Origin of the sequence: Kribbella sp. NBC_00482 (genome assembly GCF_036013725.1) — a bacterium.
Classification (GTDB): Bacteria; Actinomycetota; Actinomycetes; order Propionibacteriales; family Kribbellaceae; genus Kribbella.
The window spans coordinates 7,721,441-7,739,411 of record NZ_CP107881.1 but is presented as its reverse complement, the minus strand read 5'-3'; the positions used below and the strand labels follow the sequence as shown (position 1 = coordinate 7,739,411).

The following is a 17,971-nucleotide window of genomic DNA, read 5'->3' as shown; positions in this document are numbered from 1 at the left end:
TCCGGCCGTCCTAGGCCGGAACGTCTACGCCGTGTGACCGCCGTTGGAAGCGTTTCCGCCTACGGGAGTCACACAGAGCGAGCAACGTTGTCAAAGGTTGGTATATCCACTGAGCTGCGGATATGACGTCTTCGCTTCAACGTGGCAACGAACTCTTGTCAACGTTGTCAACCCTACTTATAGTCCGTGGCACCTCTCGGTCGGTGATCCGCCAGTCCACGCAATGTAAACGGAGGTGACCTTCGTCATGAACGAAGCCCCGCGCCCGCAAGAGCAGTACGAAGATGTCGAAGACGTCGTCCGGTACCAGTTGACCCGGCGAAGCATGATCGGCGGCGGCGCCGCCGCGCTGACCGCCTTCCTGGCTGCCTGTTCCAGCGGTGGCTCCTACTCCGACAAGCCGGCCAACAGCAACAAGCCGGTGGCCACCAAGTCCATCCAGATCGGCAAGGCGAACATCCCGGTCCCGCGGGACCAGACGGTGATCGTCGGCCAGGTCGAGTACACGGTCTTCGACAGCTTCAACGGGATGATCCCCAACGGATCACCGGGCGGCGCCGGCGTGGAGCTGGCCACCGAGCCCTTGTTCTTCCTCAGTTTCGCCACCGGCAAGCTCACGCCGTGGCTGGCGACCGAGTACAAGTACAACGACGACCACACCGAGCTGACCATCAAGTTCGACCCGAAGGCGCACTGGAACGACGGGAAGCCGCTGGGTGCGAACGACTTCAAGTTCACCGTCATGGCGCTGAAGGACCGGCCCGACCTGTTCGGCGGCGGCGGCGACCTGAAGGAGTTCGTCAAGACCGTCGAGGTGCCGGACGCGCAGACCGCGGTGGTCAAGCTCCTGAAGCCGACGCCGCGGTTCCACTACAACTTCATCGCCGCGATCGCGGGCGCGCCGAACAACATCATGCCCGAGCACATCTGGAAGTCGCAGGACCTGACGAAGTTCAAGGACAACCCGCCGGTCCGCTCCGGCCCGTACAAGCTGAAGCAGGCGATCCGGAACCAGAAGATGTTCGTCTGGGAGAAGGACCCGAACTACTGGAACAAGGACAAGCTCGACGTCAAACCGCAGTACGTGATCTTCCAGAGCACCTCGAAGCAGCTCGACCAGGCGTCGCTGGCGTTCGAGCGGGCCGAGTTCGACGTCGGCTCGATCGACGCGCAGCACGCCACGCAGCTGACCAACACCGGCTACCCGAACCTGGTCACGACGCAGTTCCACGACCCGAACCCACGGGTGATGTGGCTGAACTGCGACCCGACCCGGGGCGTGATGGCCGAGGAGAAGATGCACTGGGCGATCAACTACTGCCTCGACCGGGAGAAGATCGGTACGTCGGTGTGGGACGTGAAGGTGCCGCCCGCGATCTACCCGTGGGCCGACTACCCGACCAACGACAAGTGGAAAGACGACGAGCTCGCCAACAAGTACAAGTTCGAGTACAGCCTGGACAAGGCGACCCAGCTGCTCGACGAGATCGCGCCGAAGAACGCGGCCGGCAAGCGCACCTACAAGGGCAAGGAGATCAACCTCGAGATCATCACGCCCGCGCAGGTCGACAAGGCCGAGTACGCGATCGCCAACGTGCTGAAGGCCGACCTCGCCAAGGTCGGGGTGCCCTGCACCCTGCGCAGCCTGTCCGGCAGCGTGCACGACGAGAAGTTCCAGCGCGGCGAGTACGACATCGACTCGAGCTGGGCCGGGTTCGCCATCGACCCCGAGCAGCTGTACACCGACTGGGAGAGCGGCAAGGCCCAGCCGATCGGCAAGAACGCCGCCGGTAAGAACAAGATGCGCTTCAAGGACCCGGCGTTCGACGCGATCTCCCAGAAGCTGTCCGGGATGGACCCGGACAGCGAGGAGGCGAAGCCGCTGCTCAAGCAGGCGCTGGAGATCTACTTCCAGAAGCTGCCGCTGCTGCCGGTGATCCAGACCGGGTACCCGCAGTTCTTCAACACCGCCTTCTGGAAGGACTGGCCGACCGACGACAACCTGTACGAGGTGCCGCTGAACTGGTGGCCGCACTTCATCCTGGTGCTCGGCAAGATCTCGGCCACCGGCCAGAAGGGACCGGCGTGACGGCGGATGCCCCGCCGGTGGTAGCTGTCGACGAGAGCCAGGACTCCGCACGACCCTCGGGGGTGCGGGCCTGGCTGTCGCGGCATCCGCTGGCGGCGTATGCGATCCGAAGAATCGGGATCTACTTCGTGGAGCTCTGGGGAGCGCTCACCATCGCGTTCTTCTTCTTCCGCCTGATCCCGGGCGACCCGGTCCAGACGCTGATCCAGACCCTGCAGCAGAACTACATGTACAACCAGCAGGCGAGCACCGAGCTGATCGCCCGCTACCAGCAGGAGTTCGGTCTGACCGGGAACATGTTCTCCCAGTACGTGAAGTACATGGAGAAACTCGTTCTGCACGGCGATCTCGGGCCGAGCCTCATCAACTACCCGACGCCGGCCCAGGACGTGATCCTGAGAGCGTTGCCCTGGACGATCGGTCTGCTCGGGATCTCCGCGGTGCTGTCCTGGATCCTCGGCGTGCTGCTCGGCGCGATCGCGGGCTGGCGGCGCGGGAAACTCGGTTCCGCGATCGCGACCAACCTGTCGATCGCGCTGTCCCACGTTCCGTACTTCTTCGTCGCGCTGATCCTGGTGTACATCTTCGCGTACTCGATGGGCGTGCTGCCTGCGAGATCGGCGTACGACTCCAACATCAGTCCCGGGATCACGCCGGAGTTCATCGGCAGCGTGCTCAAGTACGGGTTGCTGCCGGGGTTGTCGATCGTGGTGATCGGGACGCTCAGCTGGATCCTGTCCACCCGGATGCTGATGGTTCCGGTGCTCGGTGAGGACTACCTGGTGTACGCCGAGGCGAAGGGCCTGAAGGGCTGGCGGATCCTGACCCGGTACGCGCTGCGGAACTGCTACCTGCCGCAGATCACCGCGTTCGGCATCTCGCTCGGCTTCATCTTCAACGGCAACGTGCTGGTCGAGCAGTTGTTCAACTATCCGGGCCTCGGGACCACGCTGGTCACCGCGATCCAGCAGCTCGACTTCAACACGATCCTCGGGGTCACCGACATCGCGATCTTCTCGGTGCTCACCGCCGTACTCCTCCTCGACCTCCTGCTCCCGCTGCTGGACCCGCGGGTCAAGTACTGGAAGTAGTGATGACGATGAGAATTCTGAACGCGGTACTGCGGACCATCCGGAACAGCCGGCGGCTGGCGGCCGGGTTGATCATCCTCGGGGTGATGGTCCTGATGGCGTTGTTCAGCCCGTTGATCGTGAACGCGATCGGGGGTGGCAAGGATCCGATCGAGGTGGCGGCGTACGAGAAGTGGCTGGTGCCCGGGCCCGGGCATCTGCTCGGCACCGACCAGTTCGGCCGGGACGTGTTCGCGATGGTGATGAAGGCGCTGTCGGTCTCGCTCCAGATCGGGGCGATCGCGGGCATCATCTCCACCGTCGTCGGTGTGATCGTGGCGTTCGTGGCCGGTTACAAGGGCGGCTGGATCGACGGCATCCTGTCGACGTTCACCGGGATCCTGCTGGTGATCCCGACGTTCCCGCTGCTGATCGCGCTCTCGGCGTACGCGAAGAACGTGACGCTGTTCCAGGTCGGGGTGATGATCTCGATCTTCGCCTGGCCGTTCGCGGCCAAGACCATCCGTTCCCAGGTGCTCAGCCTGCGGACCCGGCCGTACGTCGACCTGGCGCGGGTGAGCAAGGCCCGCGACCTGGAGATCATCGTCACCGAACTGCTGCCGAACCTGCTGCCGTTCATCGGCGTCGGGTTCGCGTCCTCGGCGCTCGGCGCGATCTTCGGCCTCGTCGGCCTGGAGGTGATCGGGCTCGGGCCGGGCGGTGTCGTCGACCTCGGCCAGATCATCTACAACGCGATCACCACCGGCGCGCTGACGCTCGGGGCGTGGCCGATGTTCGTGGTCCCGATCGTGCTGCTGACGCTGCTGTTCGCGGCGCTGAACATGGTGAACATCGGGTTGGAAGAGGTCTACAACCCGCGGCTGAGAGGAGTGGCCGGTGAATAGCGTTCCTGGCAGCGTTCTGGAGATCAAGGGCCTCGAGGTCGTGTACTCCACCAACCGCGGCGACGTGAAAGCGGTCCGCGGGATCGATCTCGACGTACGCCGCGGTGAGATCCTCGGGATCGCGGGGGAGTCGGGCAGTGGGAAGAGCACGCTCGCGGTCGCACTGCTGCGGCTCCTGAAGGCGCCGGGCAAGGTGACCGGCGGCTCCGTGGTGTTCAACCCGGCCGGCCGTTCGCCCGTGGACCTGCTGAAGGTGCACGGCGAGGAACTGCGGGTACTGCGGTGGAGCGCTCTCTCGTATCTCCCGCAGGGCTCGATGAGCTCGCTGAACCCGGTGATGCGCGTGCAGGACCAGTTCAAGGACGTGATCCTGGAGCACGCGCCGGAGCGCAAGAGCTCCTTGCACGAGATGATCCCGCGGCTGCTCGCACAGGTCGGTCTCGAGCCGCGAGTGGCCCGGATGTACCCGCACGAGCTGTCCGGCGGCATGAAGCAGCGGGTGCTGATGGCGATCGCGGTCGCGCTCGAACCCGACCTGGTGATCGCGGACGAGCCGACCACCGCGCTGGACGTGACGATCCAGCGGGTGATCCTGCAGTCGCTCGCGGATCTGCGCACCGACTTCGGTGTGACCCTGATGGTGATCTCGCACGACATGGGCGTGCACGCACAGCTCGCCGACCGGGTCGCGGTGATGTACGAGGGACAGTTGGTCGAGGTGGGCGACGTACGGCAGGTGTTCAAGAACCCGCAGGACGCCTACACCCGGCAGCTGATCGATTCGATTCCGAAGCTCGGACGGAGGGCATCATGAAGTCTGAGCTCGAACTTCGTGGCGTACAGCAACGATTCCACGCCCGTGGGGTCGCCGACGGCTACATCACCGCGGTGGACGACGTGAGCTTCAGCCTGGCCGCGTCGCCGCCGCAGATCATCAGCCTGGTCGGCCAGAGCGGCAGCGGGAAGAGCACGATCGCCCGCAACGTCCTCGGCCTGCAGAAACCCACCGCCGGTTCCGTGCTGTACGGCGGGAAGGACATCTTCAAGCTGAGCCGGGCCGAGTACGACGAGTACCGGCGCGACGTACAACCGGTGTTCCAGGACCCGTACGCGATCTTCAACCCGTTCTACCGGGTCGATCGCGTGCTCTGGAAGGCGGTGAAGAAGTTCAAGCTCGCGGACACCCGGGCCAAGGGCCTCGAGCTGATCGAGGAGTCGTTGCGCGCGGTCCGGCTGGAGCCGGAGAACGTTCTCGGGCGGTACCCGCACCAGCTCTCCGGCGGTCAGCGGCAACGCATCATGCTGGCCCGGGTCCACATGCTGCGGCCGTCGTTCATCATCGCGGACGAGCCGGTGTCGATGCTGGACGCCCAGGTGCGCAGGCACTTCCTGGACATCCTGCTCGACTTCCAGACCGAGCACGGGATGACGACTCTGTTCATCACCCACGACCTGTCCACGGTCTACTACCTCGGCGGCGAGGTCATGGTCATCACCAAGGGCCAGATCGTCGAACGCGGCCCGGTCTCCACGGTGATGCACGAGCCCTCCCACCCGTACACCAAGCTGCTCCTCGACTCCATCCCGCAACCCGACCCCGACCAACGCTGGACCACCCGCATCGCCGTCGACGAACTGGAACGCGTCGACGACGCGAACCCCGCCGCCGACACGAAGCCGGAGGCTCCGATCATCTAGGGCGCTGTCCCGAGGTACACAAGAACTGGTAGAACCACGCGCTGAAGGACGGATCGGTCATCAGCTCGCGGTAGCGCGTCAGTTCGGCCGGGGCGGCGCCGACGGACAGCAGGAGGGCTTCTGCCTGCTGGTTGAGGTTGCGGTGCAGGAGGCAGCCGTCGGTGCCGCCCGCCGTCGTCTCGGAGTACTCCAGCGTGTGTACGTCGACCAGGCCGGCGGCGGACATCCGTGCCGCCGTACCGGCCGCCCAGCTCAAGCTGATCCCGCGGGCCGGGCCGCCGAGTTCGTGCGAGAGGTACTGCATGCGCGCCCAGAGCGCCTCGTCCTCGGCGGTCGGTGTGGTGATGGGGTGCAGGCGGCGGCCGGTGAAGTCGCCGATGACGAGCCGCCCGCCCGGTGCGAGGGCATCGACCAGTTGGGCGAAGATCTGCTCGCGTTCCGGGAGATGCATGAGGATCAGCCGCGCATGGATCAGGTCGAACGGCCCGTCCACCCCGAGGCCCTCGCGGAGGTCGTGCCGGCGGACCTCGACGTTCGCAGGCAGGTCCGTCAGCTGACCGGTGTCGATGTCCACGGCAACGACCTCGGCCGTCCGGGCCGCCAGCCAGGTCGCGATCGCGCCGGACCCGGCGCCGATCTCCAGGCAGCGGGCCGTGGGCGGCAGCCCGCGCCGTTCGAGAGACCATCGGCTCGGGGCGTCCAGGAGGTTGCCGAGATAGTCCAGATGGTGCCGGCCGAGCTCGCTGCCGGTGTCGAAGATGTAGTCGTTCATCGATTCAGCGTGCGCGGACGCGGGCGACCGGCACATCCGTGATCACCCGGATCGCGACAGCGCCCAGGCCACCACTTCGTACCGGCTGGTGAGGTCCAGCTTGTGCCGGACGTGCTCGAGATGGGTCTCGACGGTACGGCGGGAGATCGTCAAGGACCTCGCGATGTCGTCGTTGCTCAGCCCCTGTCCGGCCAGCTCGGCGACCTCCAGTTCACGGGCGCTCAACGGCCGGTCGCCGGCAGTCGGCGGGGCGAGTGCCTCGACGATCAACGCGTCCTGTGCGAGTTCGCGGCCGGCAGCCATCAGGCGGCCGGCACTGCGGGTCCCGGTCTGGCGGCGCAGGCGCTCGACCGTCCCGTCGCAGAAGGTGGTCATGGTCCCGGACATCCGCCCGCCGCGCCGGCTGAGCGCGATGGCGGCGCCGGCGAGCCGGAGCGCCGCGCGGGTCCGTCCTTCGTTCGCAGCCAGGCTCATCGCGGCCCACAACCACTCGGGATCCTCGATCAGGCCGGAGGCCGCGCGGATCTGATCCACGACGGCCACGAGTTGCTGCCGATGGACGCCGACATCGCCGGCCACCGCCGCGGAGAACGCGATGCCGAGGCGTGCGGTCACGTTCATCGCCGCGCCGCCGCCGTCCAGGCTCACCTCGAGCGCCTCGCGGTAGTGCGTCTCGCCTTCGGCCCAGCAGCCGTTCTCGAAGAGGGTCAGGCCGAGCACCGTGAGAGCCCAGCCGCGACCGCGTTCGTTGCCCGAACGCCTGAACATCGCGATGCTCTGCTCACAGAGTTCCGCGGCGAGACCGGTGTCGCCGCCGGACGCCGTCGCGAGCGCGAGGTCCCGCAGACTGCGCGCCGTACCGTCCTGATCGCCGAGTCTCCGGCGGAGGTCGAGGCTCTGCCGGTAGGCGTGCTGCGCGGCCGGATAGTCGCGTTGCCGCCAGGCGAGTCGTCCCAGCCGAGCCAGAGCGGCAGCGCGGACCTTGGGCTCGGCCAGAGGATGGTCCAGGAACTCTTCGATCCGGGTCCGGGCCTCGTTGACCTCGCCGCGATGCTCGGAGTAGTACCCGAGGACCGTGCTCAACCGCAGCGCCAGGTCAGTCGGCCGGCTGCGGGCCCATGCCAGCGCGGCCAGCAAATTGGCTTCCTCGCGTCGCAGGTCGACCAGTGCAGCGGCACGGTCCGGTCCGCGGAGGCGAGCGTCGTCATGGAGGGCAACGGCCAGATAGTGATGGGCATGGCGGTCGCGGACCGAGTCCTCGCTGTCATCGGTGACGAAGACGGTCACGGCGTACTGGCGCACAGGCTCGAGCAGGCGGAAGCGCATGCGGCCGTCGGGCTGTGATTCGGTGAGAACGAGGGAGTGGTCGACCAGTGCGGTGAGGGCGGTGAGCAGGTCGTCGCCGAGGTCGGCAACTGCTTCCAGGGCGTCGAGGTCGAATCCGCCGGCGAAGACCGCCAGGCGACCGAACAGCAGTTGCTGCGGTGGTTGCAGAAGGCGGTAGCTGGAATCCAGGGCGGCGCGCATGGTCGTGTGGCGGCCGTGCTTCTCGTGGAGGAGCGGTGCCAGGCGGTCGAGGACCTGGCGCTCGGACAGCACGCGGATCCAGGCGGCAGCGAGCTCGATCGCGAGGGGGAGCCCGTCGAGTTGGCGGCAGATCTGCCGGATGGTGTCACTCGGATCGGCGCGGACGTCTGCGTTGACGAGTCGCGCGCGGTCGATGAAGAGCTCGACCGCGGTGCGGTGGGCGAGTGGGGGCAGACGGAAGACGTGTTCGCCGGCCGTGCCGAGCGGCGTACGGCTCGTGGCCAGGATCCGAACGGCCGGGCAGGTCGCAAGGATCTGGGTCGCGTACTGCGCTACCTCGGTCGCGAGGTGCTCGCAGTTGTCCAGGATCAGGAGGAACGTGCTCGCCGGGTCGAGTGGCTCGCCGGGCCCGAGTCCGATCGTGTCCGCGACTGCGGTCGCCACCGAGTCCGCCGTTGCGAGTTCGACGAGGACGACCGGTGACGTCTGACGGACGGCGTACTCGCGGGTGAGTCGCGTCTTGCCGGCGCCGGGCGGGCCGGCGATCGTGACCAGGCGGGACGTGGCGAGCAGGCGATCGACCCGGGTGAGCTCGGCCGCCCGCCCGAAGAACCGGGTGAGGTCGCGAGCCGGGCGCGGCGGCGTACCCCCACCTGCGGGCAGAGCGAGCAGGTCGTGGTGCAGCGCCTGGAGCTCAGCGGATGGGTCGGTGCCGAGTTCGTCGGCGAGGTGGCGGCGTAGCGTCTGGTAGCGTTCCAGCGCTTCCGCTTGTCGGCCGGCGTCGCGGAGTGCCGTGAGAAGCCTTAGCCACAACGTTTCCCGGAGCGGGTAGCGCGTGGTGAGCTTCTGGAGTTCGGCGATGTCGGCGTCGGTTCGCTGTTCCCAGGCGGTGAGGTAGCGCTCGACGAGCGCGGGCGTCTCGTGCTCGTCGAACCAGGGAGAGAGCGCGCTCCCGAACGGATCACCGCGCCACAACCCCAACGCCTGCGCGGGTTGCCCGTCGTCGAGCAGCCGATGGAAGCGCAGTACGTCGACACTCTCCACCGGCACGTCGAGGCGGTAGCCCGTCGGCTCGGTCGTCACCGCATCGTCGCCGAGTACGCGGCGCAGCCGCCCGACGTACGTCTGCAGGCTGCCTCGCAGGCGCTGCGGCGGATCGTCGGCCCACAGCGCGAGCCTGAGACCGTCGAACGAAACCGTCCGTCCGCAGTTCAGCGCGAGCACCGCCAGCAACGCCCGGACCTTGCGACCCGGAACCCGAACCACCCGCCCGTCCCGACGGATCTCGAACGGGCCGAGCAGCCGAATGTCGAGATGTCCCATCTCACCCCCGAGAGATACGGCCACCAACTCTACCGATCGACCGGGTCTCTCGAACTGACAGCGAACTGGCAGCGCTCGTCCGTACCGTCCCTGTCGTGAGCGGGCAAACGCCCGGATCGGGGGGATCATGCCAAGCGGGACAACAGTCCTGTCCTTCTGCCTGGCGGCTCTGGTGGTACTCGTCGTACCAGGGCCGTCGGTCGCGTACGTGGTGGCGTGCAGCCTGCGCCACGGCCGCGCCGCCGGCCTTGCATCAGTGCTCGGCCTCGAACTCGGCGCGCTCGTCCACGTCGCCGCGGCCGCCGCGGGACTGGGCGCAGTGCTCGCGTCGTCACCGGATCTGTTCAGGCTGATCAGGTACGGCGGTGCGGCCTACCTGCTCGTGATGGGAGTGCGCGAGCTCCGACCGCCGAACGACGACGCACCCAAGCACCGCGCTCTGCCGAGGAACCGTCTCCGGATGATCCGGGACGGCGTCCTCGTCGACCTGCTGAATCCGAAGACGGTGCTGTTCTTCCTCGCGTTCCTTCCACAGTTCGTCCGTCCGGCGGAGGGGTCCGGACCGACACAGATCCTCGTCCTCGGCGCCTGCTTCGTCCTGCTGGCCGCCGCCTGCGACGCGACGTACGCGACGATCGCAGGCGCCCTGGCGCCTCGAATCCACGGCTCCCCGCAAGCCCGGCGCAGGATCAAACAGACCACCGGAGGCGTCTACCTGACCCTCGCCGGACTCGCGGTGCTGACCTAGACGGTCTTGATGGCGGGGTCGCTGAGGCTGGGGGTGCCGGTTTCTACGTGGCCGGCCAGGCGGCGGAGGTAGGTGGTGTCGGTGGCGGTGGTGATCGAGACGTCGTACCAGCCGCTTGTGGTGGTGATGGTGCGGGTGGTGGTGCCCTTGAGTAGGTCGAGGTTCTGGGTGGTGCCGGCGTACGTGTTGGTGATCGTGATGCGGCGGGCGGTGTCGGAGGTGAGGGTGAGTACGACGTTGCCGGTGCTGGCGTTCTCGCGGGCGGTGAGTTCCAGGCCGGTGGCGGGCTTGCCCTTGAAGGTGCGGAGGAAGCCGTTCGGGCCGTGGACGGTGAGGTCGGTGACGCCGGCGGAGTAGATCGGGTTCCAGCTGTCGGCGACGGTCTTGCCGGCCTCGGTGGTGTACGTCCACGGACCGTCGGTGCGGTTCGCGGACGTGATCAGGAACTGCGCGCCCGCCTGCGGGCCGGAGCTGAACGTCAACCGGTACTTGCTGTCGGCAACGGCTCCATCGACGACCGGTGCGTAGGGCAACGGCCGGGTACGGCGGCGGCCGCGTTCCTGTGCCGGGACCTTGCCGACCGCGGGCGGCGTCGGCACGTAGTCCGGGTGCCGCTTGTTGTCCGGCGGCTCGTACGCGCTGGTGTCCGGGAGAGTGGCCGGCCGCGTCGCCGCCGTACCGAAGTCGAACGCAGACGTCAGGTCGCCGCAGATCGCCCGGCGCCACGGCGAGATATTCGGTTCGTGGACGCCGAAACGGGACTCCATGAAGCGGATGATCGACGTGTGGTCGAGCACCTCGGAACAGGTGTAGCCGCCGGTGCTCCACGGCGACACCACGAGCATCGGCACCCGCTGACCGAGGCCGTAGGCGCCGTGCGCGGCCTTGGACCCGGTGTACAGGTCGGGGCCCGGGTCGACCGTCGACAGGCCTTGGTTGGCATCGATCGGCGGGTACGGCGGTACGACGTGGTCGAAGAAGCCGTCGTTCTCGTCGTACGTGATGAACAGCGCGGTCTTGCTCCACACCTCGGGGTTCGCGGTGAGCGCGTCGAGGACCTGGGAGATGTACCAGGCGCCGTAGTTGGCCGGCCAGTTCGGGTGCTCGGTGAACGCCTCCGGCGCCGCGACCCAGGAGATCTTCGGCAGGCGGTTGTTCTGCACGTCGGCGGCGAGCTGCGCGAACAGGCTTTCGCCGGCCTTCGCGTTCGTGCCGGTGCGGGCCTTGTCGTACAACGGGTTCCCGGGCTGGGCGTTGCGGTACTTGTTGAAGTACAGCAGCGAGTTGTCGCCGTAGTTGCCGCGGTACGCGTCGTCGATCCAGCCCCACCCGTGGTCGCCGTCCAGGCCGTCACCGATGTCCTGGTAGATCTTCCACGAGACACCGGCCTGCTCGAGCCGTTCCGGGTACGTCGTCCAGCCGTAGCCGGCCTCGTCGTTGCCGAGGACCGGGCCGCCGCCGGTGCCGTCGTTACCCGTGTAGCCGGTCCACATGTAGTACCGGTTCGGGTCGGTGGAACCCATGAACGAGCAGTGGTACGCGTCGCACAGCGTGAACTTGTCCGCGAGCGCGTAGTGGAACGGGATGTCCTCGCGGGTCAGGTACGCCATCGTGGTCGACGTCTTCGCCGGGATCCACTGGTCGTACTTGCCGTTGTTCACTGCGAGATGCGCGTCCGACCAGCTGTGCGCGAGGTCCTGGATGAACTGCATCCCGAGGTTGTCGGCCTCCGGCCGGAACGGCAGGATCTCCTTGCCGAGGGCACTCTTCTGGTACCACACCGGTTTGCCGCTCGGCAGCGTGACGGGTCGCGGGTCACCGAACCCGCGGACGCCGTTCAGGCTGCCGAAGTAGTGGTCGAACGACCGGTTCTCCTGCATCAGTACGACGATGTGCTCGACATCCTGGATGCTGCCGAACCGGCGGTGCGCGGGGATCGCGGCAGCCTGCTCGATGCTGTTCGCCATCGCGGCGAACGCAGCCGACGCTCCGGCCAGCTGCAGGAACCTACGGCGATTGATATCTGGCATGCGAGTCTCCTAACGGGGCGGATGGAGTCTGTGTCACCAGTACTGCGTCGCAGGCACCCTAGTCTGAACGTTTAACCGACGGAAGATGAGAGCTTCGTGAACCAGGTCTGGTACGTCGCCTACGGATCCAACCTCGCCCTCGAACGCTTCAGCTGCTACCTGTACGGCGGTCGGCCGCGCGGGGGCGCCCGCGTCTACCCGGGCTGCCGGGATCAGACGCCTCCCCAGCGGACCGTGGCTGTCACGGTGGCGGGCGGACTGGTGTTCGCCGGTGCGTCGAAGGTGTGGGGCGGTGGCTCGGCGTTCTACAACGCGGCTGCACCCACGCAGCTCGCCGCCCGCGCCTATCTCCTCACCCTGGACCAGTTGGCCGACGTGGCGGCGCAGGAGATGTGGCGCGAGCCGGGCGGTGCTTACGCGCTGGAGCTCGCAGCCCTTCTCCCGGAGGTCGCCGAGATCCACTCCCTCGGCCCGGGCCGCTACGAGACCGTGGTTCGGTTGGGGGAGTTGGAGGGCGTGCCGATGTTCACGGTCACCCACGGAACGGTCGCGGACCTCGAGCCGGTCGCGCCCACAGCGTCGTACCTGCGGTGGATCGTGACCGGGCTGATCGAGGCGCACGGTTGGGAGTTGGCGCGGGTGGTCGAATACCTGCATGCTGCGCCGGGCGTCCAACTCGGCTGGACGCCCGGCGCGCTGCTGTCAGTGCTTGACGGCGATGCAGGTGGCGGTGGATGACTTGGTGGGGTCGCTCTCGGAGGTGGCGGTCAGGGTGATCTTGGCGAGCGGGCCGGTGCCGGCCTTCGTGTGGACGGGGACCGTGACCTGCTGGCCGGCGTTCGCGGTGGCGAGTGCGTTGGGCAGGGCGATCGGCCAGCCGCTGGACTTGGCGGACAGGCGGTAGACGTCGCCCTTGACATACTGCGTGACGTCCTCGGGCTGCGTCGACGACGTACCCGCCTTGCCTGTGTTGGTGAGGCGGAAGTTGCAGGTCTGGACGCCGCTGCGGTCCGGCTTCGCGACCGTCGGCAGCAGCCGTACGCCGCGCTTCTGGGCGCCGGCGCCGTCGAGCGAGCGGATCGCGACCGTGTACGAGAGCTCGCCCTTCGCGTTGCGGTGCACTCCTGTGATGTAGAAGTGCAGCCGGTTCGCGGTGTCGGTGTACTCGTACTCGCTGCCGGAGTTCGTGCCCGCGTGGAACAGGGCGTCGGACAGCTGCCGGTAGTCGCCGATCGTGATCGGGACCTTCGTACCGTCGGGCAGCACGTAGTCGGTCAGGTTGATGTCCTGCGGGTTCGCGTCGATGACCCACTCGAACGGCGCGCGGTCCTGGTTCTTGGTCTTCGCGACCAGTACGCCGGCATCGGGCGTGAACGAGTCGGTGCCCATCCGGTCCACGACCTCGACCGTGTAGTTCTGGTACCCGCGGCCGTCGCACATCGGGTCCTTCGTCGCATCGCACGGTGCGTCGAGATCGCCCGCGCCGCCGAGTTCGATGTTCACCCCGGAGAGATCGCGAGCGCCCGGGTTGACGCTGCGGGCCTTGACGTTGGCAATCACGACACCTGATGTCGCGAGTGCCTCGCGGGAGAGTCTGAGCACGTTCTGCTCGTCGACCATCTCCAGCTTGATCTTGTTCAGCAGCATGTGTTGCGCGCCCATCGACGCGCCGCCGGTCGCGGGGATCATCCAGCGGCTGTGCGGGCCGCCCGGGCCGTTGAAGCTGCCCCGGCTGAGCATCTCCCAGATGCCTGTGTACGCGCGTCTCGGCGGGACGCCGTACGGGTTGTTGTAGTTGTCGCCGATGCCGAGGATATGGCTGAACTCGTGCGCGAACACTGCCATCCCGGAGCTCTCCGCCTGGGTGGACGAGCCGCCGCCGGCGTTCGGCCAGATCGACGAGCCGGCCGCCCACGACGTCCAGTCGACGTACCGGGTCTCCGACCAGTTGCGTTGCGCGGGATCCGGACCGCCGAACTCCTCGGTGACGTCCTCCTTGGTCGGGAACTTCATCATCCCGAACTCCTGCCAGGTCGACGACTCGTCCTGGCCGGCGCTGAGGAAGAACACGAAGTCGTACCCGGCCGGTACGTCGGGACCTTGGTCGGCGACCCACGCCGCCTGGCCGTCGGTGCGGATGTTCCGCGAGCAGTCGTCACCGGCCGGGCAGTCCTCGTCGCTCTGGAACTCCATCGCGTACTCGTGCGACTTGCCCGGCATCCGGTACGGCCCGAACGCGGTGAGGTCGACGCCGTACCGGCCGCCGGAGTCCTCCATCCAGTACTCGTGCAGCGTGTGACCGTGGTTCAGCGGCTCCGGGGTGTTGAGGAAGTTCTTGTAGAACTGTGCGGTCTGATCCCGCGGTACGCCGTTCGCCGCGGCACTCGGGTTACCGAACACGGTCGAACCCTTGGGCTTGGTGACGACGAAGTCCTGGTTCGGGTAGTCGAGCAGCACGAGCGCGCCCTTGAAGGTCCGCTCGGACCCCTTCACATTGGGGTCGGCCCAGTTGGTCCCGGGTGGTTTGACGTAGTCGTCCCACGTCATGTGGTCCGGGTTCTCCCAGTTCTGCGGGTCGATCGGGCCGGGCAACCCGCTCGAGAGCGTCTTCGCGACCCGCGTATCCGGCCCCGACTCCTGCCAGGGCTGTTTCTGCGGCCAGTGCGGGTACTGCCAGGCGTTCACTGGGTCCGGGGGAGCACTCGGCGCGGCGAGTGCCATCGACGGCACCGAAACAACGGCCAGCACTGCGACCAGCCGCACAACACGACGAAACTTCCGTTGCTCAGACACGGGCGGGCATCCGATCAAGAGGCGGGACAACGGGGCAAGCCATGAGCATGCCCCCTAGACACCCGTGACACAACAGGAAACGGCGCGCTCTCCGGACCGCGATTCCACCAGGAAGACTGTATACCGTATGCTGACTGTCTTCTGGTTCTGGAAGGAGGTAGCCGATGTACTCAGTCACCGATCCGGCGCGTGGGGTGTTGGTGGAGGAAGTGGCGAACTCGACGGAGGAGGAGGTGCGCGCGGCGATCGAGCGGGTGCATGCGGCGTACCCGGGCTGGCGACGGCGGACTGTGGGGGAGCGGGCGGCGATCGTCGCGCGGGCGGCGGACCTGTTCGCTGAGCGGGCCGACGAGCTGGCCGCGATCATGACGCTCGAGATGGGGAAGCGGGTCAACGAGGGCCGGGGTGAGGTCGGCATCGTGGTCGACATCTTCCGGTACTACGCGGAGCGCGGGCCGGCGTTGCTCGCGGACGAACCGATCGACCTCAAGGACGGGACGGCGGTCATCACCAAAGGACCGATCGGCGCGTTGCTCGGGATCATGCCGTGGAACTTCCCGTGCTACCAGGTCGCCCGGTTCGTCGCGCCGAACCTCGTCCTCGGGAACACGATCCTGCTCAAACACGCCTCGATCTGTCCGCGGTCGGCGCGCGCGATCGAGGAGATCCTGCACGCGGCCGGCGTACCGGACGACGTCTATGTGAACACGTACGCGTCGAGCCGGCAGATCCCCGCGATCCTCGCCGACCCGCGGATCGCCGGCGTCTCGCTGACCGGCAGCGAGCAGGCCGGCATCTCCGTCGCCGCCGAGGCCGGGAAGAACCTGAAGAAGACCGTGCTCGAACTCGGCGGCTCCGACCCGCTGATCATCCTCGACACCGACGACCTGGACGAGACCGTCAACGCCACCGCGACCGCGCGGATGCGGAACTGCGGGCAGTCCTGCAACGCGCCGAAGCGGATGATCGTCCTGGCCGAGCTGTACGACGAGTACGTCGACCGGCTGACCAAGCGAGTCACGGAGTACTACGTTCCCGGCGACCCGGCCGATCCGGCGACGACGCTCCCGCCGCTCGCCTCCTCGGCCGCCGCGGACGAGGTCGCCGCGCAGATCGCGAAGGCGGTCGAACAAGGCGCGACGCTGCGGGCCGGCGGTCACCGGATCACACCAGGCGCCTATCTCGAGGCCACCGTCCTCACCGATGTCACGCCGGAGATGGACGCGTACTACGAGGAGATTTTCGGGCCGGTCGTGATCGTCTTCAAGGCTTCCGACGATGACGACGCGGTCCGGCTCGCCAACGACACCCCGTTCGGTCTCGGCGCGTCGGTGTGGGGCACCGACCCCGACCGCAACCGCCGCGTCGCCGACCGCATCGACGCCGGCATGGTGTACCTGAACCGCGCCGGCGGCTCCCAGGCCGACCTCCCGTTCGGCGGCATCAAACGCTCCGGCCTCGGCCGAGAACTCGGCCCGGCCGGCATCGAGGAATTCATGAACAAGAAGTCCATCCGGCTCGGGTGACAGGAACCGGCCAGTGCGCCGCGGATCGAGGTCGACGACGCCACAGTTGTGGAGATGAGCTACCAGCAGCAGCCCCCGCCGCCGCAGGGCACGCCGTACCCGGGGCCGAAACCGAAGCGGCTCCGGCCGCACGATCCGCTGGCTGTTGCCCTAGGCAACGCCTCGTTCCTCGGTCTCGGCTACTTCCTGATCCGCCGCTGGTTCTTCGGCCTTCTCGGCCTCGCCGGTACGGCGGCACTCCTCGTCCTCATGTACCAGCGCAAGGACACGGCGTACCAGTTCGGCCTGCTGGGGTGGGGACTGCTGCAGGTGCTGCACGGCCTGTTCCTGGCGACCCGGCCACCGGAGCGGACGGCCAGTATTCCGAAGCGGATCGTCGCCGCGGTGGTGACCCTTGCGGTCGTGGCTACGGCCGTCGTGCTCAAGCGCGATGCCGCCGAGGTCGCCGACCAGGTGACTGCGGCGCGGCGGGGCGGGGACTGCGCCGGAGTGGTCACGGCGCAGGACAAGGTCTGGTTCGGCGATCGTCTCGTTGCCGGGCAGGACATGGACCGCGGTGACAGCGACGTAGAGACCTGCGGCCGGATCGACACGGCGAAGGGGCATCTCACGGCAGCCGCCGGACTGACCGACGTGGCGTCCCTCAAGAAGGGCTACGACCTCCTCGGCCCGATCGCCTCCGACCCGCGGCAGCAGGCGACCGCGGGTGCCGTCATGGATCGGTTCGTCAAGGATCTGCAGGGGATGGAGCCGTGCGCGCAGATCAGGATGACCGCCTGGTTGCGGACCCGCAAGCTGTCCAAGAACCTGCTCGACCGCGCCAACGCCGTCGTACCCCGGATCGAGCCGAACGCCCTGCTGGCCTGCGCCGACGGCTACGCGTCCCGCTCGACCTGGGTGACCGCGCGCGCGATGTACCAGCAGCTTGTCACGACGTACCCCAAGGCCAAGCAGGCGGTGCGGGCGCGCGCCGGACTCGTGAAGGCCACGCTGGCGATCGAGCTGGACACCGTCCGGAGCCTGGTGTCGACCGGGGAGTACTGCTCGACGCCGGCGAAGTACAGCGGCGCGAAGCCGTACCACCGTGGCTTCAACCCGGCGATCTTCCTCGGCGACAGCTCCCAGTACGCCGAGCAGTTGCCGGCCGCGTGGTCGATCGACGACGCGTACCGGGCGACCATCGTCGTGTGCACCGAGGCGGCGGGGATGGGCGCGGCCGTGCAGACCTGCCCGTACGTACCGGAGACGAATCCGTACGGCGGTGAGGTCAGCTACGTGACGTTCCGCAAGGTCACGGTCCCGACCAAGGTGTACGAGCTGCGCACCGGGCGACTGGTGATGTCCACCACCGTGACGATGTCGGGGGAGGCCTGCCCGTACCGCCTGAGCTCCAGCAGCACGGACGTGGAGAGCGTGACCCCGAGCGACGCGCAGGTCCAGGCGGCGTTCCGGCCCGTCGTGGTCCGTCCCTGAACAGCGCTTTCTGACGG

At 67.6% G+C, this 17,971-nt stretch carries 13 protein-coding genes; 9 read left to right on the top strand and 4 right to left on the bottom strand.

Translation table 11 applies throughout. The features are described from left to right. Positions 1–247 precede the first annotated feature (247 nt). The 5 genes from OHB24_RS37355 to OHB24_RS37335 are packed head-to-tail and all read left to right on the top strand — an operon-like array spanning position 248 to position 5,762. On the top strand, positions 248–2,089 hold the full coding sequence (locus tag OHB24_RS37355) for an ABC transporter substrate-binding protein (protein ID WP_327635646.1): 1,842 nt from the start codon (positions 248–250) through the stop codon (positions 2,087–2,089). Continuing rightward, entirely contained in the window at positions 2,086–3,180 is a 1,095-nt protein-coding gene (locus OHB24_RS37350) for an ABC transporter permease (RefSeq protein WP_327635645.1), read from the top strand. Before OHB24_RS37355 ends, OHB24_RS37350 begins: the two co-directional genes overlap by 4 nt. 8 nt (positions 3,181–3,188) lie before the next feature. Continuing rightward, the gene (locus OHB24_RS37345) at positions 3,189–4,064 is read left to right on the top strand and encodes an ABC transporter permease (RefSeq protein ID WP_327635644.1); all 876 of its coding nucleotides are present in this window, start codon (positions 3,189–3,191) and stop codon (positions 4,062–4,064) included. Continuing rightward, positions 4,057–4,878 carry an ABC transporter ATP-binding protein gene (locus OHB24_RS37340; RefSeq protein ID WP_327635643.1) on the top strand — a complete coding sequence of 274 codons (822 nt, stop codon included), beginning with the start codon at positions 4,057–4,059 and terminating at the stop codon, positions 4,876–4,878. Before OHB24_RS37345 ends, OHB24_RS37340 begins: the two co-directional genes overlap by 8 nt. Next, positions 4,875–5,762, top strand: a complete 888-nt coding sequence (locus OHB24_RS37335) for an ABC transporter ATP-binding protein (protein WP_327635642.1) — start codon at positions 4,875–4,877, stop codon at positions 5,760–5,762. Before OHB24_RS37340 ends, OHB24_RS37335 begins: the two co-directional genes overlap by 4 nt. On the opposite strand, the gene OHB24_RS37330 is transcribed toward OHB24_RS37335, so the two are convergent. Together OHB24_RS37330 and OHB24_RS37325 are read right to left on the bottom strand one after the other, a co-directional pair. Then, on the bottom strand, positions 5,755–6,534 hold the full coding sequence (locus OHB24_RS37330) for a class I SAM-dependent methyltransferase (protein ID WP_327635641.1): 780 nt from the start codon (positions 6,532–6,534) through the stop codon (positions 5,755–5,757). The genes OHB24_RS37335 and OHB24_RS37330 overlap by 8 nt on opposite strands. Positions 6,535–6,576: 42 nt before the next feature. Then, complete coding sequence (locus OHB24_RS37325) at positions 6,577–9,384, bottom strand: BTAD domain-containing putative transcriptional regulator (RefSeq protein WP_327635640.1); 2,808 nt, start codon at positions 9,382–9,384, stop codon at positions 6,577–6,579. A 127-nt stretch (positions 9,385–9,511) separates the two neighbouring features. Here OHB24_RS37325 and OHB24_RS37320 point away from each other — a divergent pair, with 127 nt between their 5' ends. Further along, positions 9,512–10,132 (top strand): LysE family translocator, encoded by a 621-nt coding sequence (locus OHB24_RS37320; RefSeq protein WP_327635639.1) that lies wholly within the window; start codon positions 9,512–9,514, stop codon positions 10,130–10,132. Here OHB24_RS37320 and OHB24_RS37315 read toward each other — a convergent pair. Beyond that, complete coding sequence (locus OHB24_RS37315; protein ID WP_327635638.1) at positions 10,129–12,162, bottom strand: phosphocholine-specific phospholipase C; 2,034 nt, start codon at positions 12,160–12,162, stop codon at positions 10,129–10,131. The genes OHB24_RS37320 and OHB24_RS37315 overlap by 4 nt on opposite strands. A 96-nt stretch (positions 12,163–12,258) precedes the next feature. On the opposite strand from OHB24_RS37315, the gene OHB24_RS37310 reads away from it, so the two are divergent. Further along, positions 12,259–12,900, top strand: coding sequence for a histone deacetylase (locus OHB24_RS37310; RefSeq protein ID WP_327635637.1), 642 nt, complete (start codon positions 12,259–12,261; stop codon positions 12,898–12,900). Here OHB24_RS37310 and OHB24_RS37305 read toward each other — a convergent pair. Then, entirely contained in the window at positions 12,865–14,925 is a 2,061-nt protein-coding gene (locus tag OHB24_RS37305; RefSeq protein WP_327635636.1) for a M6 family metalloprotease domain-containing protein, read from the bottom strand. The genes OHB24_RS37310 and OHB24_RS37305 overlap by 36 nt on opposite strands. 194 nt (positions 14,926–15,119) lie before the next feature. On the opposite strand from OHB24_RS37305, the gene OHB24_RS37300 reads away from it, so the two are divergent. Together OHB24_RS37300 and OHB24_RS37295 are read left to right on the top strand one after the other, a co-directional pair. Further along, positions 15,120–16,481, top strand: a complete 1,362-nt coding sequence (locus OHB24_RS37300) for an NAD-dependent succinate-semialdehyde dehydrogenase (RefSeq protein ID WP_327635635.1) — start codon at positions 15,120–15,122, stop codon at positions 16,479–16,481. 54 nt (positions 16,482–16,535) lie between these two features. After that, complete coding sequence (locus tag OHB24_RS37295) at positions 16,536–17,954, top strand: hypothetical protein (RefSeq protein ID WP_327635634.1); 1,419 nt, start codon at positions 16,536–16,538, stop codon at positions 17,952–17,954. Positions 17,955–17,971 lie beyond the last annotated feature (17 nt).